Annotated in this window: 19 protein-coding genes; 7 read left to right on the forward strand and 12 right to left on the reverse strand. The window is 65.8% G+C overall.

Annotation, left to right across the window (positions count from 1 at the left end; genetic code table 11):
- Window positions 1-30: 30 nt before the first annotated feature.
- The 5 genes from hydA to BCO18175_RS32955 all read right to left on the reverse strand — a co-directional run bounded on the left by hydA (window position 31) and on the right by BCO18175_RS32955 (window position 7293).
- Window positions 31-1488, reverse strand: coding sequence for a dihydropyrimidinase (hydA, locus tag BCO18175_RS32935; protein WP_174987155.1), 1458 nt, complete (start codon window positions 1486-1488; stop codon window positions 31-33).
- A gap of 61 nt (window positions 1489-1549) precedes the next feature.
- Entirely contained in the window at window positions 1550-3058 is a 1509-nt protein-coding gene (locus BCO18175_RS32940) for an NCS1 family nucleobase:cation symporter-1 (RefSeq protein ID WP_174987157.1), read from the reverse strand.
- Between the two features lie 100 nt (window positions 3059-3158).
- Window positions 3159-4475, reverse strand: coding sequence for an NAD-dependent dihydropyrimidine dehydrogenase subunit PreA (gene preA / locus BCO18175_RS32945; protein WP_174987159.1), 1317 nt, complete (start codon window positions 4473-4475; stop codon window positions 3159-3161).
- A gap of 64 nt (window positions 4476-4539) precedes the next feature.
- Window positions 4540-5877 (reverse strand): NAD(P)-dependent oxidoreductase, encoded by a 1338-nt coding sequence (locus BCO18175_RS32950; RefSeq protein ID WP_174987160.1) that lies wholly within the window; start codon window positions 5875-5877, stop codon window positions 4540-4542.
- 135 nt (window positions 5878-6012) lie between these two features.
- Entirely contained in the window at window positions 6013-7293 is a 1281-nt protein-coding gene (locus BCO18175_RS32955; RefSeq protein WP_174987162.1) for a Zn-dependent hydrolase, read from the reverse strand.
- Between the two features lie 356 nt (window positions 7294-7649).
- Here BCO18175_RS32955 and BCO18175_RS32960 point away from each other — a divergent pair, with 356 nt between their 5' ends.
- Complete coding sequence (locus tag BCO18175_RS32960; protein WP_174987164.1) at window positions 7650-8342, forward strand: TetR/AcrR family transcriptional regulator; 693 nt, start codon at window positions 7650-7652, stop codon at window positions 8340-8342.
- 100 nt (window positions 8343-8442) lie between these two features.
- Here BCO18175_RS32960 and BCO18175_RS32965 read toward each other — a convergent pair whose 3' ends face one another.
- The 3 genes from BCO18175_RS32965 to BCO18175_RS32975 are packed head-to-tail and all read right to left on the reverse strand — an operon-like array spanning window position 8443 to window position 12109.
- A complete protein-coding gene (locus tag BCO18175_RS32965; RefSeq protein ID WP_174987166.1) occupies window positions 8443-9633 on the reverse strand; it encodes an acetyl-CoA C-acetyltransferase in 1191 nt (396 codons plus the stop codon).
- An 18-nt stretch (window positions 9634-9651) separates the two neighbouring features.
- Window positions 9652-10419, reverse strand: a complete 768-nt coding sequence (locus tag BCO18175_RS32970) for a 3-hydroxyacyl-CoA dehydrogenase (protein ID WP_174987168.1) — start codon at window positions 10417-10419, stop codon at window positions 9652-9654.
- A 22-nt stretch (window positions 10420-10441) separates the two neighbouring features.
- Complete coding sequence (locus BCO18175_RS32975) at window positions 10442-12109, reverse strand: acyl-CoA synthetase (protein WP_174987170.1); 1668 nt, start codon at window positions 12107-12109, stop codon at window positions 10442-10444.
- Between the two features lie 143 nt (window positions 12110-12252).
- Between BCO18175_RS32975 and BCO18175_RS32980 the strand changes: the two genes are divergently transcribed.
- Together BCO18175_RS32980 and BCO18175_RS32985 are read left to right on the forward strand one after the other, a co-directional pair.
- A complete protein-coding gene (locus BCO18175_RS32980) occupies window positions 12253-13272 on the forward strand; it encodes an AraC family transcriptional regulator (RefSeq protein ID WP_174987178.1) in 1020 nt (339 codons plus the stop codon).
- A gap of 141 nt (window positions 13273-13413) precedes the next feature.
- Window positions 13414-14664: an SMI1/KNR4 family protein gene (locus tag BCO18175_RS32985; RefSeq protein WP_174987180.1), complete on the forward strand. Its 1251-nt coding sequence runs from the start codon at window positions 13414-13416 to the stop codon at window positions 14662-14664.
- A gap of 12 nt (window positions 14665-14676) precedes the next feature.
- Here BCO18175_RS32985 and BCO18175_RS32990 read toward each other — a convergent pair whose 3' ends face one another.
- The 3 genes from BCO18175_RS32990 to BCO18175_RS33000 all read right to left on the reverse strand — a co-directional run bounded on the left by BCO18175_RS32990 (window position 14677) and on the right by BCO18175_RS33000 (window position 19365).
- Window positions 14677-16086 (reverse strand): purine-cytosine permease family protein, encoded by a 1410-nt coding sequence (locus BCO18175_RS32990; RefSeq protein ID WP_174987182.1) that lies wholly within the window; start codon window positions 16084-16086, stop codon window positions 14677-14679.
- A gap of 300 nt (window positions 16087-16386) precedes the next feature.
- Window positions 16387-17778, reverse strand: a complete 1392-nt coding sequence (locus BCO18175_RS32995) for an aspartate aminotransferase family protein (protein ID WP_174987184.1) — start codon at window positions 17776-17778, stop codon at window positions 16387-16389.
- Between the two features lie 81 nt (window positions 17779-17859).
- The gene (locus BCO18175_RS33000) at window positions 17860-19365 is read right to left on the reverse strand and encodes an aldehyde dehydrogenase (RefSeq protein ID WP_174987186.1); all 1506 of its coding nucleotides are present in this window, start codon (window positions 19363-19365) and stop codon (window positions 17860-17862) included.
- A 93-nt stretch (window positions 19366-19458) separates the two neighbouring features.
- Here BCO18175_RS33000 and BCO18175_RS33005 point away from each other — a divergent pair, with 93 nt between their 5' ends.
- The 4 genes from BCO18175_RS33005 (at window position 19459) to BCO18175_RS33020 (ending at window position 21402) form a co-directional block, all read left to right on the forward strand.
- A complete protein-coding gene (locus BCO18175_RS33005) occupies window positions 19459-19662 on the forward strand; it encodes a hypothetical protein (RefSeq protein WP_174987188.1) in 204 nt (67 codons plus the stop codon).
- An 88-nt stretch (window positions 19663-19750) separates the two neighbouring features.
- Window positions 19751-20350, forward strand: a complete 600-nt coding sequence (locus BCO18175_RS33010) for a hypothetical protein (RefSeq protein ID WP_174987190.1) — start codon at window positions 19751-19753, stop codon at window positions 20348-20350.
- A gap of 92 nt (window positions 20351-20442) precedes the next feature.
- Window positions 20443-20814, forward strand: a complete 372-nt coding sequence (locus BCO18175_RS33015; protein ID WP_174987192.1) for a nuclear transport factor 2 family protein — start codon at window positions 20443-20445, stop codon at window positions 20812-20814.
- 117 nt (window positions 20815-20931) lie between these two features.
- On the forward strand, window positions 20932-21402 hold the full coding sequence (locus BCO18175_RS33020; RefSeq protein ID WP_174987194.1) for a GNAT family N-acetyltransferase: 471 nt from the start codon (window positions 20932-20934) through the stop codon (window positions 21400-21402).
- A gap of 277 nt (window positions 21403-21679) precedes the next feature.
- Here the strand turns inward: BCO18175_RS33020 and BCO18175_RS33025 are convergent, their stop codons facing one another.
- Window positions 21680-22855 carry a right-handed parallel beta-helix repeat-containing protein gene (locus BCO18175_RS33025; RefSeq protein WP_254608214.1) on the reverse strand — a complete coding sequence of 392 codons (1176 nt, stop codon included), beginning with the start codon at window positions 22853-22855 and terminating at the stop codon, window positions 21680-21682.
- Window positions 22856-23861 lie beyond the last annotated feature (1006 nt).

Consider the following 23861-nt stretch of genomic DNA (forward strand, 5'->3'; position numbering starts at 1 on the left):
ACCCGACACGCCCCGCGCGATACGCGAGGTTCAGCCGGCGCGCTCGACCGGATGCGGTTCGCGCAGCCGGTTCGCGATCCGCGCGGCCTCGTAGTAGCTGGCCGCCGGCGGGCGCTTCAGGTAGCGGCCCGCGCCGCGCACGGCGCGCAGATCGCCGTCGGCCCACGCGAGTGCGCCGCGCGTGAGCGTGTGCGTCGCGACGCCCTGCACCGTCATCCCCTCGAACACGTTGAAGTCGACCTGCTGGTGATGGGTCTTCACCGAGATCGTCTTCGTCGCGGCAGGATCCCACACGACGAGGTCGGCATCGGCGCCCACCTGCACGGCACCCTTGCGCGGATACAGGTTGAAGATCTGCGCGGCGTTCGTCGACGTGATCCGCACGAACTCGTTCGGCGTGATGCGGCCATGATTCACGCCGTGATGCCACAGCACCGACATGCGATCCTCGACACCGCCGCAGCCGTTCGGGATCTTCGTGAAATCGTCGCGGCCCATCGCCTTCTGCGACGCGCAGAACACGCAGTGGTCGGTCGCCGTCGTATGCAGCTGCCCCGCCTGCAGCCCGCGCCACAGCGCCTCGCGATGCTCGGCAGAGCGGAACGGCGGGCTCATCACGTGCGCGGCCGCACGCGTCCAGTCCGGATCGCGATACACAGCCTCGTCGATCACCAGGTGGCCCGGCAGCACCTCGCCGAACACGCGCAGCCCTTCGCTGCGCGCACGCGCGATCGCGTCGACCGCATCCTTTGCGGAGACATGCACGATATACACGGGCACGCCGAGCACCTGCGCGATGCGGATCGCGCGGTTCGCGGCCTCGCCCTCGACCTCCGGCGGCCGCGACAGCGGATGCGCCTCCGGCCCTGTCATCCCGCGCGCGAGCAGCGCCTTCTGCAGCTGGAACACGAGCTCGCCGTTCTCCGCGTGCACGGTCGGCAGCGCACCGAGTTCGAGCGAACGCGAGAAGCTGTTCACGAGCACCTCGTCGTCGGCCATGATCGCGTTCTTGTACGCCATGAAGTGCTTGAAGCTCGACACGCCATGCTCGCGCACGAGCGTGCCCATGTCGCGATGCACGCTCTCGTCCCACCACGTCACGGCCACGTGAAAGCCGTAGTCGGCCGCCGCCTTCTCGGCCCAGCCGCGCCATGCCTGGAACGCGTCCATCAGCGGCTGCTTCGGGCTCGGGATCACGAAGTCGATGATGCTCGTCGTGCCGCCCGCGAGCCCGGCGGCCGTGCCCGAGTAGAAATCGTCGCTCGCGGTCGTGCCCATGAACGGCAGTTCCATGTGCGTATGCGGATCGATGCCGCCCGGCATCACGTACTGGTCGTGCGCGTCGACGACGGTCGCGCCGGCCGGTGCATCGATCTGCTCGGCGATCTGCAGGATCGTGCCGCCGTATTCCGGAGCTGCGCAGAGCACGTCCGCGCGATAGGAACGGTCCGCATCGACCACGGTGCCGCCACGAATCAGGATTGCCATTGGGTTGCCTCCTCGTTGACTGTCGGGTGCCGCATCACATGCATCGCACGCATCCTGTGCGTCATGCGCTCGCGATCTGCGCGCGCTGTCCGGCGCGCCACTTCATCCAGGTGCCGTACACGCACGACGCCAGCACGAGGCCGACGAACCACGCGTACGTGTAAAGCGTGTTGAAGAACGCGGGCACGTTAGGAAACGACGCCGGAAAGGCCGTGTGCAGGAAGCCGGGCAGGTTCGGCAGCACGCCGACCGCGAGCGCGGCCAGCGCGGCCGGATTCCAGCCGCGCGCGTAGCTGAAGCCGCCGCGTTCGTCGAACAGCGCGCGCGTGTCGAGCCGCGTGCCGCGAATCAGGAAGTAGTCGACCATCAGGATCCCCGCCACGGGCCCGAGCAGCGCCGAATAGCCGACGAGCCAGGTGAAGATGTAGCCGTCCGTCGTCGCGAGGATCTTCCACGGCATCATCACGATCGCGATCGTCGCGGTGATCATTCCGCCCGTGCGGTACGAGATCGCCTTCGGCCACAGGCTCGAGAAGTCGTACGCGGGGCCGACGAGATTCGCGGCGAGGTTGCAGCACATCGTGTCGAGCGTGAGGATCACGAGCGCGATGCCCACGCCGATACCCGTCATCCGGCTCGTCAGGTCGATCGGATCCCAGATCGCGTTGCCGTAGATCACGACGGTCGCCGACGTCACGACGACCGATACCACCGACAGCAGCGCCATCGGCAGCGGCAGCCCGATCGACTGCCCGATCATCTGGTCGCGCTGCGAATGCGCGAAGCGCGTGAAATCGGGAATGTTCAGCGCGAGCGTCGCCCAGAAGCCGACCATCGCGGTCAGGCCCGGCCAGAAGGTCGCCCAGAACAGCCCGGCCTTCTTGCCGCCCGCCGCGAACTGCGACGGCGCCGACAGCATCGTGCCGAAGCCGCCCGCCTTCGACGTCGCCCACCACACGAGCGCCACGCACATCACGACCTTGATCGGCGCGGACCAGCTTTCGAGCCAGCGGATCGAATCGGTGCCGTGCCAGATGAAGTAGATCTGCAGCGCCCAGAACACGAGGAAGCACGCGAGCTGCCCGAACCCGATGCCGATGACCGGCAGCGCCGCGCCGTGCAGCGCGTTGCCGGTCAGGATGTTCAACAGCGTATAGATCGCGCTGCCGCCGAGCCAGGTCTGGATCCCGTACCAGCCGCACGCGACGATCGCGCGCAACAGCGCCGGCAGCTTCGCGCCCTGCGTGCCGAACGACGCACGCACGAGCACCGCGTACGGAATCCCGTGCTTCGCGCCCGCATGGCCGATCAGCAGCATCGGCACGAGCACGATCAGGTTGCCGAGCAGCACGGTCGTCACGGCCTGCCACGGCGACATGCCTTCCTGGATCAGCCCGGCCGCGAGCATGTACGACGCGATGTTCATCACCATCCCGACCCATAGCGCCGCGAAGTGATACCACCTCCACGTGCGCTGCGCCGGCGTCGTCGGCGCGAGGTCGTCGTTGTACAGGCTGCCGCCCTGCGCCGCGGCGCTGTCGGGATCGGCGGGATTCGCTGCGTGATTCATCGAACTCACTCCACGAAAACGTCAGCGCCGGCATCCTGCGATGCCGGCCCGGGTGGAACGAAAAGCGACGGTGCGGGATGCCCCGCGCCGCCGGACGCCGTCAAGCAGCCTTCTTCGCGTGCTTCTCGGGTGCCGCCGCGCCTGCACCCGCACCCGCGTCCGCACTCGCCGGATTATTCGGATGCGTGGTCCAGTTCGCGTAATCGCCCGAATCGACACGCTCCATCGTGATGCATTGCTCGACCGGACACACGTGCATGCAAAGATTGCACCCGACGCATTCCGAATCGACCACTTCGAAGTGCCGCACGCCGTCCTTCGTCGCCGTGATCGCCTGGTGCGACGTGTCCTCGCACGCAATATGGCACAGCCCGCACTGGATGCAACGGTCCTGGTCGATGCGCGCCTTGATGTCGTACTTCAGGTTCAGGTATTTCCAGTCGGTCACGTTCGGCACCGCGCGGCCGCGGATGTCGTCGAGCGTCGCGTAGCCCTTCTCGTCCATCCAGTTCGACAGCCCGTCGGCCAGGTCCGACACGATCCGGAAGCCGTAATGCATCGCGGCGGTGCACACCTGCACGCTGCCGGCGCCGAGCACCATGAACTCCGCCGCGTCGCGCCATGACGAGATGCCGCCGATGCCCGAGATCGGCAGGTTCGGCGTTTCCGGATCGCGCGCGATCTCCGCGACCATGTTCAGGGCGATCGGCTTGACCGCCGGGCCGCAATAGCCGCCGTGCGTGCCCTTGCCGTCGACGGTCGGCATCGGCGCCATGTGGTCGAGATCGACCGCGACGATCGAGTTGATCGTGTTGATCAGCGACACGCCGTCCGCGCCGCCCTTGTACGCGGCGCGCGACCCCATCCGGATGTCGCTGATGTTCGGCGTGAGCTTCACGAGGCACGGCAGCTTCGTGCCTTCCTTCACCCAACGCGTGACCATCTCCACATATTCGGGTACCTGTCCGACTGCCGCCCCCATCCCGCGCTCGCTCATCCCGTGCGGGCAGCCGAAGTTCAGCTCGACCGCGTCGGCGCCCGTATCCTCGACGAGCGGCAGGATCCATTTCCAGTCGCGCTCGTTGCACGGCACCATCAGCGACACGATCAGCGCACGATCCGGCCAGTCGCGCTTCACCTGCGCGATCTCTCTCAGGTTCACGTCCAGCGGACGGTCGGTGATCAGCTCGATGTTGTTCAGTCCAGCGATGCGCTGGCCGTTCCACTGCACGGCGCCGTAGCGCGAACTGACGTTGACGACGTGCGGATCGAGCCCGAGCGTCTTCCACACGACCCCTCCCCAGCCCGCCTCGAACGCGCGGTTCACGTTGTAGGCCTTGTCGGTCGGCGGCGCGGATGCCAGCCAGAAGGGATTCGGCGAAGTGATGCCCGCGATGGTGCAGCGAAGGTCGGCCATGTTCGGCTCCGTGAGAGTGGGGTCGTGTTCGTTGTGCTCGTGGCGTGTGACGCGCGTTGCGCGGTCACGCAGCCTTCGCGTCGCGCTGCGCGAGTGCCGCGTCGATCGACGCGGCCGCGCGCTTGCCGTCCTGCACGGCCTGCACCGTGAGGTCGACGCCGCCCGTCGCCGCGCAGTCGCCGCCGGCCCACACATCGGGCCATCCAGTGCGCCCGTCCGCGTCCACCGCGATGCGCGCGCCGTCCGCCGTCAGCAGCGTGGCGTCGATGGCGTCCGGCACCAGCGTCTGGCCGATCGCCTTCAGCACCATGTCCGCATCGACGGTGAAGCGCTCGCCCGATGCCGCCTCGAACTCGACACCCGTCACCTGCCCGTTCGCGCCCGCCATGCGCACGGGCTTCGCGTGCGTGACGAGCGTGACGCCGCTCTTCTGTGCGAACTCGCGCTCGGCCCACGTCGCGCTCATCGCGTCCACACCGCGCCGGTACACCATCGTCACGCGCTCGGCGCCGAGCTTGCGGCTCTGCACCGCCGCATCGATGGCCGTATTGCCGCCGCCGATCACGACCACGCGCCGCCCGACCGGCACGTTCTCCAGCGCATCGGCCTGCCGCACCTGCTCGATGAAGTCGACCGCATTCATCACGCCGGCCAGTTGCTCCCCGTCGATCGCGAGCGCGCGCACGCCGCCGAGGCCCATCGCGAGAAACACCGCGTCGTGCTGCTCGCGCAGCGCGTCGAGCGTGATGTCGCGGCCAAGCGCGACGCCGGCTTTCAGCGTGATGCCGCCCACCGACAGCAGCCACTCGACTTCACGCTGAGCGAAATCGTCGACCGTCTTGTAGGCGGCGATCCCGTATTCGTTGAGGCCACCTGCCTTCGGGCGCGCGTCGAACAGCGTGACGCGGTGCCCGGCGAGCGCGAGCCGGTGCGCGCACGCGAGCCCGGCCGGCCCCGCACCGACCACCGCGACGTGGCGGCCCGTGTCGGGCGCGCGTGTGAAGCGCACCGCGCCGGTCTCCATCGCCCAGTCGGTTGCATGCCGCTGCAGCGCGCCGATCGCGACGGGCTGCGCATCCTGGTGGTTGCGCACGCATGCGCCCTCGCACAGGATCTCGGTCGGACACACGCGTGCGCACATCCCGCCCAGCGGATTCGCCGACAGGATGTCGGTCGCGGCGCCCTTCAGGTTGCCGTTGCCGATCTTGCGGATGAAGCTCGGGATGTCGATCTGCGTCGGGCAGGCCTGCACGCACGGCGCGTCGTAGCAGTAGTGGCAGCGGCTGGCGGCGGCCGCGGCGGCCGTCGGATCGAGCAGCGGCGCGATATCGGTGAATTCGCACGAGAGTTGCGTGGACGACAGGCGATGCGCGGCGATATCACCGGTTGGCTTGGTGGTCATACGCGTTCCTTCGACTGGGTGGAGACAAAGCCGTCCCCGCCGGCTGTGAATGCACAGTCGGGGCGGTCATTCTTAGGAATGCTACGGTCAGGCTGTCAGGCGTCGAGCAGCCTGCCGGCTGCTACGGTCCTGGCGTCATGAAGCCGGCTCGCATGCGCGCGACAGCATCGCGTGCAGCAGCACGTTCGCGCCGGCCTCGATCCATGCGGGCGTCGCGTCCTCGATCTCGTTGTGGCTGATGCCGTCGACACACGGCACGAACACCATCGACGTCGGCGCGACCTGCGCGAGGTAGCACGCATCGTGGCCGGCACCGGACACGATGTCGCGATGCGAGAAGCCGAAGCGGTCGGCCGCACTGCGCACGGCTTCCACACAGGCAGCGTCGAACGCGACCGGCTTGTAATAGAAAATCTGCTCGAGTTCGGTCTCGAGCCCGATGTCGGCTGCGATGCGCGCCACACCATCGCGCAATGTGGCATCCATCTTCGCGAGCACCGCGTCGTCCGGATGACGGAAATCGACGGTGAAGAACACGCGGCCGGGAATCACGTTGCGCGAGTTCGGGTAGACCTGCATCATGCCGACCGTCGCGCAGCCGAACGGCGCATGATCGAGGCCGATCCGGTTGACGAGATCGACCACACGCGATGCGCCGAGCAGCGCGTCGCGGCGACGCGGCATCGGCGTCGGCCCCGCGTGCGCTTCCTGGCCAGTGAACGTGATCTCGTACCAGCGCTGGCCCTGCGCGTCGGTCACGACACCGATCGTCTTGCACTCCGCCTCGAGAATCGGCCCCTGCTCGATATGCAGTTCGAACGCCGCATGCAGCTTGCGCCCGCCGCACGGCACGTCACCCGCGTAGCCGATGCGCGCCAGTTCCTCGCCGATCGTCTTGCCGTCCACGTCCTTGCGCGACAACCCGTATTCGAGCGGGAACACGCCCGCGAACACGCCGGAGGCGACCATCGCGGGCGCGAAGCGCGAGCCCTCTTCATTGGTCCAGATCACGACCTCGACCGGATGCTCGGTCTCGATGCCGTGATCGTTGAGACTGCGAATCACCTCGAGGCCGCCGAGCACGCCGTAGATGCCGTCGAAGCGGCCGCCCGTCGGCTGCGAATCCGCGTGCGAACCCGTGACGACCGGCGCCGCATCGGCCACGCGGCCCGCGCGGCGCATGAACACGTTGCCCATCGTATCGACCGTCACCGTGCAGCCGGCGGCCTTCGCCCAGCTGACGATCAGGTCACGGCCGGCCTTGTCGAGATCGGTCAGCGCGAGGCGGCACACGCCGCCCTTCGGCGTCGCGCCGATCTTCGCGACTTCCATCAGGCTTTCCCACAACCGCTTGCCGTCGACCTTGATCGACGTGTCGAAAGCTGCCCGCTTCACTGTTTCCGATACCGCGTCCATTCGTATCGCTCCTGTGGGGTCGGTGATGTCGTCAGCCCGGTCTGTGCCGGTGCGTGTCCTGCCTGTTTCGGGGCAACGCCGCCCAAGCGCGGTGCATGCCCAGATCGTTCGCGAAGATCGTCCGACGAATCGGGATGAAAGGTTTTTGCCGTTCGTCGAATCCTGTCCGATTGGACAGGTTTTAGACGATCAAAATGACCAAATCAATGTCTTTCTTGCGTGAGTGAATAGAGCGAGAAACGTGCCATCGCAACGCAGCATGACAATGAATGCGCCATGTCCGCACACGTGCGTTCGATGCGAATCAGCGGCTAGAATGAAGCCCAACGCGGCACGCCCGCCGCGCGAGGGCAACGATGACACATGACGAGGCGGCAACCGACGCCACCGACAGCGACGAAACGCCCGCGCCTTTGCGGCGACGCAAGGCGCACATCCGCGAGTCCAACGAAGCGCATCTGCTCGCCTGTGCGGAGGCCGTGTTCGCGGAACGCGGGCTCGACGGTGCGAGCACCGCGATGATCGCGGAGCGCGCCGGCCTGCCGAAAGCCAACCTGCATTACTACTTCCCGACGAAGCTCGCGTTGTACCGCCGCGTACTTGACGACCTGTTCGAAGACTGGCATCGCGCGGCCGGCACATTCGAAGCCGACGACGATCCGGTGGTAGCGATCCGCGGCTATGTGCGCGCGAAGATGGCGCTGTCGCGGCGGCGCCCGCTCGGCTCGAAGGTCTGGGCCAACGAGATCATCCACGGCGCGGAGCACATGCAGGACATCCTGTCGGAACGCGTGAAGCCGTGGTTCGATACGCGCGTGAAGGTCATCGACGGCTGGATCGCCCGCGGGCTGCTCGCGCCGATCGACGCACATGCGCTGATGTACCTGATCTGGGCAACCACGCAGCACTACGCGGATTTCGATGCGCAGATCCGCGCGCTGAGCGGCAAGCGTACGTTCACGCAGAAAGCGTTCGACGAGAAGACCGAGCAGGTCGTGCAGCTTGTGATTCGCGCGTGCGGGGCGGTGTCGCCGCACGCGAAGGCGTAGCGCGACAACGCGATCCGCCCAAAACAAAACGGGTATCGCACAGGTGTTTCCCGTTCGATACCCGTCGTACGCATCGCTGCGTGCGGCTACGCGTGATGCGTTACGCGATGCGCTCGATCGCGATCGCGGTCGCCTCGCCACCGCCGATACACAGCGACGCAACGCCGCGCTTCATGCCGTACGTTTCGAGCGCGGCCAGCAGCGTCACCATCACGCGCGCACCCGATGCGCCGATCGGATGGCCGAGCGCACACGCGCCGCCGTGCACGTTGACCTTCTCGTGCGGCAAGTCGAGATCGCGCATCGCGGCCATCGGCACCACCGCGAATGCTTCGTTGATCTCGAACAGGTCGACATCGCGGAGGTTCCAGCCGGTTTTCTCCGACAGCTTGCGCAGCGCGCCGATCGGCGCGGTTGCAAACAGGCCCGGTTTGTCCGCGTAAGTCGAATGCCCGACGATCACGGCCTTCGGCGTGAGGCCCAGGCGCTCGGCTTCCGAGCGGCGCATCATCACGAGCGCGGCCGCGCCGTCCGAGATCGACGACGCATTGGCGGCCGTCACCGTGCCACCGTCGCGGAAGGCCGGCTTCAGCGTCGGGATCTTGTCGAGCTTCGCGTTGCCCGGCTGTTCATCGATCGACACGACGGTTTCGGTCTTGCCCGCCTTCACGGTCACCGGCGCGATCTCCGACACGAAATGCCCTTCGGCGATCGCGCGTTGCGCGCGCGTCAGCGATGCGATCGCGAACGCATCCTGTGCCTCGCGCGTGAACTGGTACGCCTGCGCGCAATCCTCGGCGAACGTGCCCATCAGGCGGCCCTTCTCGTACGCGTCCTCGAGCCCGTCGAGGAACATGTGGTCGAGCACCTGCCCGTGACCCATCCGCATCCCCGCACGCGCCTTCGGCAGCAGGTACGGCGCATTCGTCATGCTCTCCATCCCGCCCGCGACGGCTACACCTGCCGAACCCGCCAGCAGCAGGTCGTGCGCGAACATCGCGGCCTTCATCCCCGAGCCGCACATCTTGTTGACCGTGGTCGCACCCGCCGCGAGCGGCAGCCCGGCCTTCAGCGCGGCCTGCCGCGCCGGCGCCTGGCCCTGGCCCGCCGGCAGCACGCAGCCGAACACGATTTCATCGATACGCTCGGCCGGCACGTTCGCGCGCTCGAGCGCCGCGCGAATCGCTACCGCGCCAAGGTCGCTCGCGCTGGCTGCCGCCAGGTCGCCCTGAAAACCACCCATCGGCGTACGCGCCGTACCAACGATTACGATCGGATCCTGAGTCGTCATGATTCGCTTCCTCCAGTGTCAGCGCGGTGCCATGCGCAACGCGCCATCGAGACGGATAACTTCGCCGTTCAGCATCGTGTTCTCGGCGATGTGGCGCACCAGCGCCGCAAATTCTTCCGGGCGGCCGAGCCGCGGCGGGAACGGCACGCTCTTGCCGAGCGCGTCCTGCACGTCCTGCGGCATGCCGGCCATCATCGGCGTCGCGAAGATGCCCGGCGCGACCGTCACGACACGAATGCCGAACCGTGCGAGCTCGCGCGCGATCGGCAGCGTCATGCCCACCACGCCGCTCTTCGACGCCGCATATGCGGCCTGCCCGATCTGCCCGTCGAACGCCGCGACCGACGCGGTGTTGACGATCACGCCGCGCTCGCCTTCCGCGTCGGCGTCCTGCTTCGACATCGCTTCGGCGGCCAGCCGGATCATGTTGAACGTGCCGACCAGATTGATCGACACCGCGCGCGCGAAACGATCGAGCGAGTGCGGGCCGTCGCGGCCCACCACCTTCTCGCCCGGCGCGACGCCCGCGCAGTTCACGAGCGCGTCGATGCGACCGAACGCGTCATGCGCCGCGGCGACGGCCGCCTGGCCGTCGGCTTCGCTCGTCACGTCGGTCTTCACGAAGCGTGCGGCAGCGCCGAGTTCGTGCGCGAGGCCCGCACCAGCCTCTTCGTTGACGTCCAGCAGCACGGCCTTGCCGCCTTCCGCGACCACCATGCGCGCCACCGCGGCGCCGAGGCCCGAACCGGCGCCCGTGATCAGAAAAACACGATCCTTGATATCCATTCGCAGTCCGTACAGGTTGTATTCAGGGTTGAGCGACCTTCTCGGCTTCCATCTTGCGCAATACGAAGCGCTGGATCTTGCCGCTCGGGGTTTTCGGCAGCGCATCGACGAAGTCGATCGCGCGAGGATAGGCGTGAGCGGACAGCCGCCGCTTCACGTGCAGGCTCAGTTCCTCGGCCAGTGCCGGCGTGCCGTCGTAGTCTTTCGACAGCACGACGAACGCCTTGACGATCTCCGTGCGCTCCGCATCGGGCACGCCGATGACGGCGGCCTCGCTCACGGCCGGATGCTCGATCAGCGCGCTTTCCACGTCGAACGGGCCGATCCGGTAGCCGGACGACGTGATCACGTCGTCCGCGCGGCCGATGAAGCTCACGGTGCCGTCCGGCTCCAGCTCGACGTTGTCGCCGGTCCGGTAATAGCCGCCCGCGATCGCCGGCGTGTCCTGCTGCCAGTAGCCGTGGAACCACAGCAGCGGCGAGCGAGCGATGTCGATCGCGAGGTTGCCGGGCTCGCCGGGGCCGAGCTCGCGGCTCGCCTCGTCGAGCACCGCGACACGATAGCCGGGCATCGCAAAGCCTGCCGAGCCGGCGTGGACCACATGCGCGAGGCCGTGGTGGTTGTTCACGACCATCCCGAGTTCAGTCTGGCCGTAGTGATCGTAAATCGGCGCGCCGAGTGCCGCGTCGAACCAGCGCACGACTTCCGGATTCAGCGGTTCGCCCGCGCTGCTGACCACGCGCAGCTTGCCCTTCAGCCTCGCCGCCGCTTCCGTCCCGGCCGCCATCAGCATCCGGTAGGCAGTCGGCGAGCCGGCGAGGCTCGTGATCCCGAGGCGTTCGATCACGTCGTACGTGCTGTCGACCGTGAAACCGCCCTCGTAGAGCGTCGTCGCGTGGCCGAGCAGCAGCGGGCCCGTGATCGCGTAATAGAGGCCGTACGCCCACCCCGGATCGGCGATGTTCCAGAACCGGTCGCCAGCACGCAGGTCCACTGCTTCGCGCATGTAGGCACCGAACGCAAGCAGCGCGCGCAGCGGCACCGGCACGCCTTTCGGCAAACCCGTCGTACCCGACGTCGACATCATCATGAACAGGTCCGTGCCCTTGCGCGGCACCGGTTCGAACGTGTCGGACTGCGCCTCGAGCGCCGAGCGGAAATCGATGTCGCGTTCCGGCAGCGTCTCGCCCGGCTCGCGCACCGTCGCAACGGGCGGGCAACCGGCGATCTCGTCGAGCTTCGCGCGATTCGCGACGTTGGTCACGACCAGGCGCGCGTCGCTCATGCGCAGCCGGTGCTCGATCGCTTTCGGGCCGAACGCGGTGAACAGCGGCTGGTAGACGGCGCCCGCGCGCCACGTGCCGAGGATCGTCGCGACGAGTTCGGACGTGCGCGGCAGCAGGCCCGCCACCACGTCGCCTGGCTTCACGCCCTGTGCGACCAGCAGGTTCGCGACGCGTGCCGACAGCGCCTTCATCTGCGCAAACGTGTAGCTGCGGTGCTGCCCGCCGGCGTCGATCCAGTCGAGCGCAATCGCGTCCGCCGATGCGTGCCGGTCGCAGCATTCCACGCACGCGTTCAGGCCGCGCTCCAGGTCGCCGTGCAGTTGCAGCGCGGCGGTCTCGATACTGAACCGGGCGACGGCGTCGGCGTAGGCCGGCACCGCCCGGGCGGTAGCTCCATCAGGCATGCGTGTCTCCTGTGCGTTATGGCCGCCGTCGAGCCGGGGCGCGACGGGGATAGTTCGATAGTAGACAGCCCGTACATTGCAATCAATGACAAACAGAATCTAGAATCGTGATCGCTTTTGCCATGTCGGGAGGATGCAGGAAAATGGGGCCGCAGATGATTTCGCCGGATTTCGTCGACGACGCGCTCGCGTGCCTGCGCCGGCAAGGCCTGCCGACGGAGCCCGTGCTGCGCGCCGCTGGCCTGCCGGCCGCCGTGCGCGAGCCCGTCACGCCGCAGCAGTACGGCCGGCTGTGGCTCGCGATCGCCGGTGCGCTCGACGACGAGTTCTTCGGGCTCGCCGCGCGCCCGATGCGGCGCGGCAGCTTCACGCTGTTGTGCCATGCGGTGCTGCACGCCGGCACGCTCGACAAGGCGCTGCGGCGCGCGCTGCAATTCCTGCGCGTGGTGCTGGACGAGCCGCACGGTGAGCTCGTCGTGGCCGACGGGCAGGCGCAGATCGTGCTGACACAAACGGGCGCGCCCTACCCGGCGTTCGCGTACCGGACGTTCTGGTTGATCCTCCTTGGCGTCGCATGCTGGCTGATCGGCCGACGCATCCCGCTGCAGCGCATCGACTTCGCGTGCCCGAGCCCCGACCAGCGCAGCGACTATCACCAGTTCTTCGGCGTGCCCGTGCATTTCGACCGGCCCGACAGCCGGCTCACGTTCAACGCCGCGTACCTCGCGCTGCCGACGATCCGCTCCGAGCAGGCGCTGAAGACCTTCCTGCGCGGCGCGCCCGGCAACCTGCTCGTCCGCTACCGGCACGATACGGGCTGGGTCTCGAAGACGCGCGCGCAGCTGAAAACGCTGCCGGCCGCGGAATGGCCCGACTTCGATACGCTGGCCGTGCGCCTCGGCACGACGCCCGCGACGCTTCGGCGGCGTCTGCGCAGTGAAGGGCAAAGCTTCGCGGCAATCAAGGACGAGCTGCGCGGCGCGCTGGCCCAGTCGCTGCTGCGCGGGGATGCGCTCAGCGTCGCGGAGATCGCAGTCGAGCTCGGTTTCACCGAGCCGAGCGCGTTTCATCGCGCGTTCCGGAAATGGACGGGCACGAGCCCCGGCGCGTTCCGGCGGGACGTGCATGCGGCGGAGGCGGAACCGGGGGGTGCGAGCGGATGATGCCGAAGGCCGTCGTCAACCGGCGTGCACGGCCGACACGGAAACGCTCACGCGGCGCTGATACGATGCGATCTGCCAACTGCCGTTCGTTATCGATAGTCGACGGCAAGCACCCGACCCACCATCACCGCTCCCGCACCGATGCAAGCCACCCTCTTTTCCAACGCTGAACTGGCCGACCTGCGCGCGCACGGCATCGTGCTGTTTGCCGGCCGCGTGATCTTCGACGCTCAGCCGCCGATGCCGGCCGACCAGATCGCGGCCGTGCAGGCCCGCTGCCACGGCGACCTCCCGCCCGCGCTGCTGGACCTGTGGCGCACGACGGCCGGCGGCAGCCTCGACTACGACCTGACGCTGGAGATGAACGGGCATATCGAAGGGATCAGCTGGGGTGAGCTGTTCTACAACGGCAGCAACGGCTACCGCGACCTGGAAGGCTGGATCGACCACGAACTCGAACTGGCCGAAGAAGCCGTCGAGGAGAATTCACGCCCCTGGAGCGGCAAGCTCGACGTATTGCCGTTCGGCGGATTCGAGTACTGCGATCGCATCTACATCGTGACGGAGCCCGACGCAAAGGATTGCGGCCACGTGCTCGCCTGGAAACAGGGGCTGCCGCCCGCGTGGCGCGGCGCGATGCATGACGATGGCCTCGCGACGGTCGCCCCCGACCTGTACGCGGCATTCGGCGCACTGCAGCTCAATGCGGATCCGCTGGAACCCGGCGACAGTGGAACCGGCATGACGTTTCTTGAGTATGTCGACGAACGCCGGACGGAGCATGGCCTGCCGGCGCCGCTGGCAGACAAGCTGATCGCGTTCTATCGCCGCGCCATGATCGACTGGCGCACACCGCTCGCCGACGGCACGCTCGCCGCGCAGCCGGTGCTCGCGCGCCAGGCGTTGCGACATGCGATCGACCACGACGATGCAGCGCTCACCGTGCAACTGGCACCGCTCGTCGCGAATCTCGGCACCGCGCTCGCAGGCAGCGCGATTCCGACCGACTATGCGCTGCGGCGCAAGAAATTTGCCGCCGCCGCCGCGTTGCTCGAATCCGGTGCGCCGGTCGCGCCCGATTCGCTGGCATCCGCGTCCGGCAACGTGCCGGCCGCACTGATGCGCGCACTGCTCGACGCCGGCGTACGACCCGATGCCGACGCGATGGCGCGCTGTGTCGCCGGCGGCGGCGCCGACAGCGCGCGCCTGATCGGTGCGGCACTGGCGGCACAAGGCGTTGATGCGGCGGCCGCCTACCGCACGGCGAGTGCAACGCTGCTGCGCACGTTCACCGCCGACATCGCTGAAGTCCGCACCGGCAAGCTCAGCCACTATCTCGGCCTCGACGGACTCGAAGCCCACGCTGAACGCCTGCGGACATTCGTGCCGTAACGTGACGCGTACTCACCGGGAAGCCCCGTCAACACTCGCGGCAACACCCTGCATCGGCCGCGAGAACAGCTTGCAACCCGCGTAGTAGACGAGCGACGTCAGCGAGAGACCGACGATCCACGACACGTCCGCGCCGCCGAGCCGGCTCGCCAGTTCACCCGTATAGAGATCGGTGGCCATGAACGGCGCCTGCGCAACGATGCCGATGAAGTACGAGCCAACCGCGATCGAATTGAAGCGTCCGTAGATGCCGCCGTCCTGCCGGAAGAACGAATCGACGTCGTACTCGCCGTGACAGACGAGGTAGTAATCGACGAGGTTGATCGCGGTCCACGGCACGAGCACGTACAGCAGCAGCAGGATGAAGTTCGTGTAGCCGGCGAGGAAATTGTCGTGCCCGAACAGCGCGATCGCGAGCGCGATGCCGCACAGGACGATCGCGGTGATCGCCCGCGCACGCGCCTTGCCCGACCACGACGGAAAGAGCGTCTGCAGCACGGTGATGGCCGACAGCGCGCCGCAATACAGCTCCATCGCATTGCTGGCCGCGATGCCGAACGACAGCACGACGATTACCAGCACGCTGATCCCTTGCGTGAGGCCGGTGAGGCCGCTCACGACATTGCCGTCGGGCGTCGCGAGGCCCACCAGGCAGCCGAGCAGCATCGGGAAGAACGAGCCGAGCACGCAGCCCCAGTAACTCGACCAGAACGCCGTGCGCGGCCCGGTATCGGGCGGCAGGTAGCGCGAATAGTCCGACACGTAGGGCGCATAGGCGATCTGCCACAGCGCGGCGACCGACATCGCACCCAGGAAGCCGGACAGGTTCAGCGAATGCTTCGAGAACGTGTCGGCGGGCAATCCATGTACGAAGATGATCCACACGAATGCCAGCACGAGTACGCTGCCCGAGCACCAGCTCAACAGCCGCGCATACGCGTGGATCAGCTTGTAGCCATAGATCGATCCGAGCAGGCTGATCAGGCCGATCACCACGACGCCCGCCTCGAGCGGCATGTCGGCGCTCAGGCTGTGCAGTGCCTGGCCGCCGAACACGCAGTTCGACGCAAAAAAGCCGACATACATCACGACGACCAGTGCGACCACGAGGAGCGCGCCGAACGACCCGAACTGCCCGCGGGTCTGGATCATCTGCGGCACGCCGAGTTGCGGCCCCTGCGCGGAATGCAGCGCCATGAACACCGCGCCGATCAGGCTGCCGACGAGCGTCGCGAGCGCCGCCCACCAGAACGGCTGCTTGAACACCGTGGTCGCGAGCGAACCGGTGACGATCGTCAGCATCATGATGTTCGACCCGAACCAGATCGTGAACAGATCCTTCGCGCTGCCGTGCCGCTCGGTCAGCGGAATCGGCTGGATGGTGCTTTCCTCGAGATGAGCAATGGACTCGCCCTGACTCATTTCGTCTCCTTGTTTCTATTGTGATGTGCGTGGATTCTGGGGCTGACGGGTGATCGGGAATGCGTGGCCGACTCAAAGCGCGTGCGCTTCAATATGCGATTCACACTATTTGCATTCCTTATCAATAAGCGGCCTAAAGCACATTGCTTTATCGCGACCACCGCCCACGACGCCCAATCTTCAACCTGTCAGATGGCCGCTCCGGTGGCCGCACGCAGCCAGCCCGTCTCCGAAGCGGATCCTGTGGCTCGGTGCGCTCCCGCCCAGCTCTCACCGGACGAAAGCGCGTCGCTCAACCTGTCAGCAGTCGATCCCGAGCACTTCGCGCGCGGTGGCATCCACCGCCTTGCGCATCGTGCCGACCAGTTCGTCGATTTGCGCGTGATCGATCACCAGTGGCGGCGCAACGATCAGGCGGCCGTTCGTCGAACGCACGATCGCGCCGAGTTCGAACCCGACCGTCCGGCTGTGCCAGGTCAGGTCGGCCTCGTTCGCGAAGCGCTCGCGCGTCGCCTTGTTCTTCGCAAACTGGATCGCACCGACCGCGCCCACGCCCTGAATCTCGCCGACGAGCGGATGGCCGTCGAACGCATCGCGCAGCGCCTTCTGCAGGTACGGGCCGGTATCCGTCTTCGTGCGCTCGACGAGGCCTTCGCGCTCGAGCACGTCGAGATTGGCCAGCGCGACGGCGGCCGCGACCGGGTGCCCCGAATAGGTCAACCCGTGCGCATAGACGCCGCCCTTGTCGACCAGCGCATCGCCGACGCGCCGACTCATGATCAGCCCGCCCATCGGCACATAGCCCGAGGTCAGCCCCTTGGCCATGCAGATCAGGTCCGGTTCGAAGCCGAAGTGACGGTGCGCGAACCACTCGCCGGTGCGGCCGAAACCGCCGATCACTTCGTCCGCGCAGAGCAGCACGTCGTACTGACGGCAAATGCGCTCGATCTCCTGCCAGTAGCCGTCCGGCGGAAAGATCATCCCGCCTGCCCCCTGGAAAGGCTCCGCGACGAACGCGGCAACGCGGTCCGCGCCGATTTCGAGGATCTTGCGCTCGAGCGACAGTGCCGCCTGCTTGCCGAATGCCTCGGGGCTCAGGTCGCCGCCGTTCGCGTACCAGTACGGTTCGTCCACGTGCGTGATGTTCGGAATCGGCAGGTCGCCCATTTCATGCATGAACGCCATGCCGCCCAGCGACGCGCTGCCCACCGTCGACCCGTGATAGCCGTTCACGCGGCCGATCAGCACCTTCTTCTCCGGCTTGCCCATCACGTCCCAGAACCGCCGCACGGTGCGAATCAGCACTTCGTTCGATTCGGATCCCGAATTGGTATACACGACGTGACTGAAGCGGTTGCCGAGCAGCGCGAACAGGCGCTCCGACAGTTCGATCACCGACGGGTGCGTCGTATGAAAGAACATGTTGTAGTAGGACAATTCCTTCATCTGCCGCGCGGCGGCGTCGACCAGCTCCGGCCGCCCATAGCCGACGTTGGTGCACCACAGCCCGGACATGCCGTCCAGGTAGCGGTTGCCGTCGTTATCCCATAAATGGACACCTTCGCCGCGCACCATCACGCGCGCGCCTTCCTCGTTCAGCGCCTTCTGGTCGACGAACGCATGCAGGTGATGCGCGGCGTCGCTGCGTTGATAGTCCTGCGTCGTACGATGCGGAAAGTTGGGCGCATTCATAGGCGAGTCTCCGGTTCGTTGTGTGGATGAAAAGCGTTGTCGTGCTGCGCGGCGCAGCCGCCTGCGGCCCGCCGCTTCGAATCAGTAGCTGATCCAGGTCGTCTTGAGGCCCGTGTACTTGTCGATCGCATGCAGCGAAAGATCGCGGCCGAAGCCCGACTGGCGGAACCCGCCGAACGGCGTCTGCGCGCTCAGCGCATCGACCGTATTGACGGACACCGTGCCGGCGCGCAGCCGGCCCGACACACGATGCGCGCGTGACAGGCTGCCGGTCCATACCGACGCGGCAAGGCCATAGATCGAATCGTTCGCGAGCCGGACGGCCTCGTCCTCGGTGTCGAACGCCATCACCGACAGCACCGGCCCGAAGATCTCCTCACGTGCGATGGCATCGCCGTGCTTCACGTCGATGAAGATCGTCGGCTCGATGAAGTAGCCCTTGCCGTCGACGCGCGGCGCGCCTCCGCCTATTGCGAGCGTCGCGCTATCGCGGCCGCGCGCGATCCATTCGCGCACACGCCGATGCTGCTGCTCGTCGACGATGGCGCCCATCCCGCTCGACGGATCGAGCGGATCGCCCGGCATGAACGCGGCGGCATGCGCAATCAGCCGATCGACGAACGCATCGTGAATCGAACGTTGAACCAGCAGCCGCGAGTTGGCGGAACACACCTCGCCCTGGTTGAAGAAAATGCCGAAGCACGCCTTGCGCGCGGCCATGTCGAGATCGTCCGCATCGTCGAAGACGAGGTTCGGACTCTTGCCGCCGCACTCGAGCCACACCTGCTTCATGTTCGACTGCGCGGCGTACTCGAGGAATTTCTTGCCGACGGCCGTCGAGCCTGTGAATGCAAGCACGTCCACGTCGGGATGCAACCCGAGCGCGCGCCCTGCTGTCTCGCCGTAGCCCGGCACGACGTTCAGCACGCCCGGCGGCAGGCCGGCCTCGAGCGCCAGTTCCGCAAGACGCAATGCGGACAGCGGCGATTGCTCCGCCGGCTTCAGCACGACGCTGTTGCCTGCCGCCAGCGCCGGCGCCACCTTCCACGCAACCATGTCGAGCGGGAAATTCCACGGCACCACGGTGCCGACGACCCCCAACGGTTCGCGCGTGACGACCGCGAGGTTGCCGGGGTCGGTCGATGCGACTTCGCCATGCAGCTTGTCGACGGCTTCGCCGTACCAGCTGAACAGACCGCCCGCGGCCGGCACGTCGATGCTGAACGCATCCGCCACCCGCTTGCCCATGTTGAGCGAGTCGAGCAGCGCAAGCTCCGCTCCATGCGATGCGATGAGGTCACCAAGCCGGCAAAGCACGCGCTTGCGTTCTGCCGGCGCACAGCGCGACCAGACGCCGGATTCGAATGCGTGACGCGCGGCACGCACCGCGTCGTCGACATCCTGTGCATCGCACGACGCGACTTCCGCGATGACGGCCTCGGTGGCCGGATTGATCGCGGCGAACCTCCGGCCGCTTCGAGCCGGTACGCTGCGGCCGCCGATATGCGCGAGCGTTCTCGGGACGACTTGCGCCGCGAGACGTCTCCAGTCCGCGTGCTGATGATTGTCTGCTGAAGTTGGGTTCATTCAAGACTCCGTTTTTGACGACCAGGCGTTTGTGCGTTGTTCTCCGCCTGAACTCGACCCGACGAAAGACGCCAGCGAGCACGACCGATGCCCATGACCGCCGTACATCGTCGCAGTCGTCCGGTTGGCAAACTGTCGGTCATCAAAAAGAGATTCGAAAGAACAGTTTTTCTTCTCATTGAAGAGGTTATTTCTATTCATCCTTCGGTCGCGCAGTGGGTTTTCCTGCCACGTTACGGTTCCGGTGCCGTTTGTTTGCGTGCGATCGCATCGGCTCGCCGGCGCGACGCGACGTAGCGCCGGCGGCAACATCTGGCCGGCACGACATTGCGCCACGGCCCGTCCGACCACATACTGGTCGGCCGGTGCGAACAAGGATGCGTCGATGGTGAATGTCGATCAGGGCGCCGCTTCGATCTTTGGCGTGATCGGAACGGCCGTGTCTTTGCTGGCGGCGATTCCGTACGCGTTCGCGATCTACCGGCGCACCGTTCGTCCGCACCTGTTCACGTGGCTCGTGTGGTCGGTCGTCACGGCAATCGCGGCTGCCGGCCAGTTCGTCGCGGGTGCGGGGCCGTCCGCGTGGTGCACGGCAGCAATTGCCGTTACATGTTTCCTGACGCTGGTGGCGAGCATCTTTCGCGGCGAACGCGGCTGGACCCGCGTCGACTGGTTTTTCCTGGTCGCGGCCCTGTGGGCCATTCCGCTGTGGATGCTGACCGACGACCCGACGATCTCGATCTGCCTGGTCACGCTGATCGAGCTTGCCGGCCTCGGCCCGACCGTCCGCAAGACGATCCGCGATCCGTGGAGCGAGAGCCTCGCGTATTTCGTGCTGTGCGTGTTCAAGTACGCGCTTGCGTTGCTGGCACTGAGCACGTGGAGTGTCGCGGTCGCGTTCTATCCGGCCGTCAACGTCATCGCGTCGATCGGCATCTGCGCGGTGATGCTCGTCCGGCGTCAATCGCTGTCGAACGCGCGGTAGACGGTAGCCGTCGGTGAGGTATGTTGCTTGCTGCTGTTGCTCGCCGGCATGAGCGGAACCACCAACCTTCAGAGACGATGCGAGGCCATTAAATGGATGCAATCCGTACCGCCATCGAACCCAGCGAAGCCGCGCTTCGTGGCGCGATGCTGACCAACGATGTCGCGGCGCTCGATGCGTTGCTGGACGACAACCTGGTGTTCACCGTTCCGACCGGCCAGGTCATCTCGAAGGAAGATGACCTGGCCGCGCATCGCGAGAAGCTGCTGCGTCTCGACAAGCTCGATGTGCAGGAAACGCGTGCATGCGCGATAGGCGAAATGATCCTGACCACGACGAAGGCGACACTTGCCGGCCATTTCGACGGCACGGCATTCGACGGCGTGTTTGCCTATACTCGGCTGTGGCGTCGATCAAGTGCCGGCTGGTGCGTCGTCGCCGGGCATGCATCGCAGGTCATGTAGCCGCGTCGAGCTTGACCTTCCTTCGAGCCGGTAAACCGGTAAGCCGCGAATCCGGAGTTGGATCGGTGCGGGCCAGACGATACCTCGGCGAAAGTGTCGACCCTGACAGGAGACGACATGCACAAACCATTTACCGTACGTGCTGCCCGTACCGCAGACGCGGACGAACTCACGCGACTGGCTCGCATTTCGAAGGCACACTGGGGCTATCCGAAGGACTGGCTCGACTTGTGGCAGAGCGATCTCACGATCGCACCGGAGACGATCGATGGGTCGATCGGTTACGTCGTGGAATCCGGCGAGACAATCATCGGGTTCTGGGTCAGGGCGTCATCGGAATCGGATCACCCGACTCCCGGATGGCTGTTCGTCCATCCCGACCACATGGGGCGGGGAGTGGCCCGTGCACTGTGGGAAGCGGTCCGCAGGGAGAGCGCCGCGAGAGGGATCAGAAGCTTCGTGATCGAAGCAGATCCCAATGCGGTTCCGTTCTATCTGGCGCTCGGAGCTGAAAAAATTGGCGAAAAGGAATCGAGCGTCGTCCCGGGCAGGTTTTTCCCGATCTTGCGGATCACGATGGACTCGTGAGGGAAATCGCAGCGACATGACTCACCGTGCCGCGCCGAGCTCGACAGAATCGAGGCCGCCAGCTCAGCCGTCGACAGCGGTCGAGGCGCCAGCCGCGACCGACATGCCATCCGGCTCGATCCAGATTCAGCACGGTAAAACGTCGAGTCGTATCGAAGGCGCACCAGCCCCCACCGTGCTGCGGTCTGTTCTCGATCGTATCTCACGATGATCGGCTTGCCTCAAAACACCAGGATCGGGATAGCGGCGGGGAATCTCGGGTAAGGTCAAAGCGGCCTCATTCCCGCATCCGCGCCGATGATCCTGTTGTCTGCATCAGGCTCCAACGCACCGTCGGCAGCGTCGCCGTTGCCGCACCACTTACCTGAATCAACCCGGACTTGGAGGTTCCGACCGGCGGCACAAGTGCGACTCCATCCAGGGTGTTGCCGGCGACGACCATCTGCGTGGGGGTGCATCCACTCGCCAGCACCGCTACTGCTACGCCGGAAATCGACGAAAACGCGTCGCCGGTGAGGCTGAACTGGCAGATATTCCCCTCCGCCTGGAAACCGGCATATCCCGAGCCGGACACCTTGTTGTTGGTCACTGCAACCGACGAGACCGTTCCAGGCCACGCGCTCAGGCGGAGCGCGCCCAGCTGTGTCGGCGGTAGCCCATTGTTCACATTCGAGTTCTGGATATTTGACACGGTGTTGCCGCTAACGATCACGTTCGTCGCATCGTATGTGTTCCAGCTCGCTTCCTGTGCGACCAGGATGCCCGACGCCTTCTGCACGCCGTCGATGGTGTTGTTCGAGATTGTCACGGACTGCCCGCCGACCACGGCGATACCGCGCCCCCAGTAATTGCCCGATACCGAGTTGTGATCAATCAGCACGTTGCCGCTAATGCGACCGTCGGCCTGATAGCTGACGACGGCGATCAGGTCGTCGCCGGTGTCCTTCACGGTATTGCCCTCCACTCGCACGTTGGTCGAGCCATAGGTCGTATGAATGCCGTCCGCCAGCGTCGACTGCACTGTATTGTTCACGATCGCGACGTTCGTGCCGCCATACACGAAGATCCCTGCACTGGCGCCGCCGCGAATCGTCACGTCCAGCACTTGAATGTCCGTGCCCGTTACCTCGACCTTGGTCGACTCGCGCGTCGCCAGCCGCGTCGTGCCCGTACCGATCAACGTGACGCCGACGAGTGTCGAGCCCCGGCCGCTCATTACGAGTGTCTGGTCATTCGGATTGCTGGCGACCAGCGTCGCGCCATAGCCTGATATCACGACGTTCGCCTGCGCGACGTTCAATGACCGGCTGACGGCATAGGTTCCCGGCGCAAGCACCAAGCGCTGGCCCGGCAGCAACGCATTGAACGCGGCCTGCAACGCGTCGGTCTGATCGCCGCCGTTTGCCGTTGGCCGGACAGTCACAACCGTAAGTGCCTGCGCGATGCGAGCCATGCGTGCTTGCCACGTGCCTCCCGACGCGAATACTGCAGAAGACGATGAGACGAAACATGCAGTGCAAATCAGGAGGAAAACTCGACTCGAACCGAGTACGCCAAATGACTTTTCCATGGATATTCTCACTCGCGCGTTTGCCCATAATGGCCAGATGACGACTACGGAGCATTCGCGCAACAAGACTGTCCGATGAGGATATAACCCATCAGTCAATCAGGATTACGAACTTAAATGGATAACCGATATGGCGGAGCAACGTTCCGTTACCACGCTGAATACCGGATAGCCGGCTCGCGTGCCGTCGCACGTGCGTGTTCCCAATGATGACAGCTCAATCCAGACAGCGCCGGCACTGCGCGTTGGACTCGAATCAATCACTCGCTCCTGAGCGTAATCGGGACGTCAACATTCTCGCAATTCGAGCGTTCCCGGTACTCATCCCCAGTCTATATCGCACACGTCATTCGTAAATGCGACATAGGGCGCGCGACGTCGTAAGACCGTGATCCTTGCATGTACGATCGTCTCATTCGGAAGCCGGATATTACGGCATGACATTGCCACGACGGCCTGGAGGCAGGCCATACCTTACGTCTGCATTCTCGGGAACCATGCAATTTGGCGCACAGCACCTAAATTTTTTGCGCTTCCGCGATGGTTGCATTGAGGTGGAATGAGATGGTATTTGCGACGTGTTCTGGTCGACCAAGTACGACACTGATGCGCCGTTGGTCGCTCAAGAACAATGGAGGCTGAGTCGGCGCATTCGACGCCCCGATTCCAACCAGATTGATGGGGCGCGCTGCGGAACGTGCCTGGAGATATGAGTGACGCGGAGCTGTGTTCGGCCTGCCGCCCATCCCCCGATCCCACGTACATTTCCGCCGCTGAAATGCAAAAACCCCCGCCTTTCGGGCGGGGGTTTCTGGCTTAGGGAGCCTGACGATTACCTACTTTCACACGGGAATCCGCACTATCATCGGCGTAGAGTCGTTTCACGGTC

The organism is Burkholderia lata, from assembly GCF_902499335.1.
GTDB lineage: Bacteria > Pseudomonadota > Gammaproteobacteria > Burkholderiales > Burkholderiaceae > Burkholderia > Burkholderia lata_B.

Excerpts from the sequence above, each read along its gene's own strand:
- hydA (WP_174987155.1), bottom strand. The coding sequence starts at position 1,488 with ATGGCAATCCTGATTCGTGGCGGCACCGTGGTCGATGCGGACCGTTCC.
- BCO18175_RS32940 (WP_174987157.1), bottom strand. The coding sequence starts at position 3,058 with ATGAATCACGCAGCGAATCCCGCCGATCCCGACAGCGCCGCGGCGCAG.
- preA (WP_174987159.1), bottom strand. The coding sequence starts at position 4,475 with ATGGCCGACCTTCGCTGCACCATCGCGGGCATCACTTCGCCGAATCCC.
- BCO18175_RS32950 (WP_174987160.1), bottom strand. The coding sequence starts at position 5,877 with ATGACCACCAAGCCAACCGGTGATATCGCCGCGCATCGCCTGTCGTCC.
- BCO18175_RS32955 (WP_174987162.1), bottom strand. The coding sequence starts at position 7,293 with ATGGACGCGGTATCGGAAACAGTGAAGCGGGCAGCTTTCGACACGTCG.
- BCO18175_RS32960 (WP_174987164.1), top strand. The coding sequence starts at position 7,650 with ATGACACATGACGAGGCGGCAACCGACGCCACCGACAGCGACGAAACG.
- BCO18175_RS32965 (WP_174987166.1), bottom strand. The coding sequence starts at position 9,633 with ATGACGACTCAGGATCCGATCGTAATCGTTGGTACGGCGCGTACGCCG.
- BCO18175_RS32970 (WP_174987168.1), bottom strand. The coding sequence starts at position 10,419 with ATGGATATCAAGGATCGTGTTTTTCTGATCACGGGCGCCGGTTCGGGC.
- BCO18175_RS32975 (WP_174987170.1), bottom strand. The coding sequence starts at position 12,109 with ATGCCTGATGGAGCTACCGCCCGGGCGGTGCCGGCCTACGCCGACGCC.
- BCO18175_RS32980 (WP_174987178.1), top strand. The coding sequence starts at position 12,253 with ATGGGGCCGCAGATGATTTCGCCGGATTTCGTCGACGACGCGCTCGCG.
- BCO18175_RS32985 (WP_174987180.1), top strand. The coding sequence starts at position 13,414 with ATGCAAGCCACCCTCTTTTCCAACGCTGAACTGGCCGACCTGCGCGCG.
- BCO18175_RS32990 (WP_174987182.1), bottom strand. The coding sequence starts at position 16,086 with ATGAGTCAGGGCGAGTCCATTGCTCATCTCGAGGAAAGCACCATCCAG.
- BCO18175_RS32995 (WP_174987184.1), bottom strand. The coding sequence starts at position 17,778 with ATGAATGCGCCCAACTTTCCGCATCGTACGACGCAGGACTATCAACGC.
- BCO18175_RS33000 (WP_174987186.1), bottom strand. The coding sequence starts at position 19,365 with ATGAACCCAACTTCAGCAGACAATCATCAGCACGCGGACTGGAGACGT.
- BCO18175_RS33005 (WP_174987188.1), top strand. The coding sequence starts at position 19,459 with ATGACCGCCGTACATCGTCGCAGTCGTCCGGTTGGCAAACTGTCGGTC.
- BCO18175_RS33010 (WP_174987190.1), top strand. The coding sequence starts at position 19,751 with ATGGTGAATGTCGATCAGGGCGCCGCTTCGATCTTTGGCGTGATCGGA.
- BCO18175_RS33015 (WP_174987192.1), top strand. The coding sequence starts at position 20,443 with ATGGATGCAATCCGTACCGCCATCGAACCCAGCGAAGCCGCGCTTCGT.
- BCO18175_RS33020 (WP_174987194.1), top strand. The coding sequence starts at position 20,932 with ATGCACAAACCATTTACCGTACGTGCTGCCCGTACCGCAGACGCGGAC.
- BCO18175_RS33025 (WP_254608214.1), bottom strand. The coding sequence starts at position 22,855 with ATGGCTCGCATCGCGCAGGCACTTACGGTTGTGACTGTCCGGCCAACG.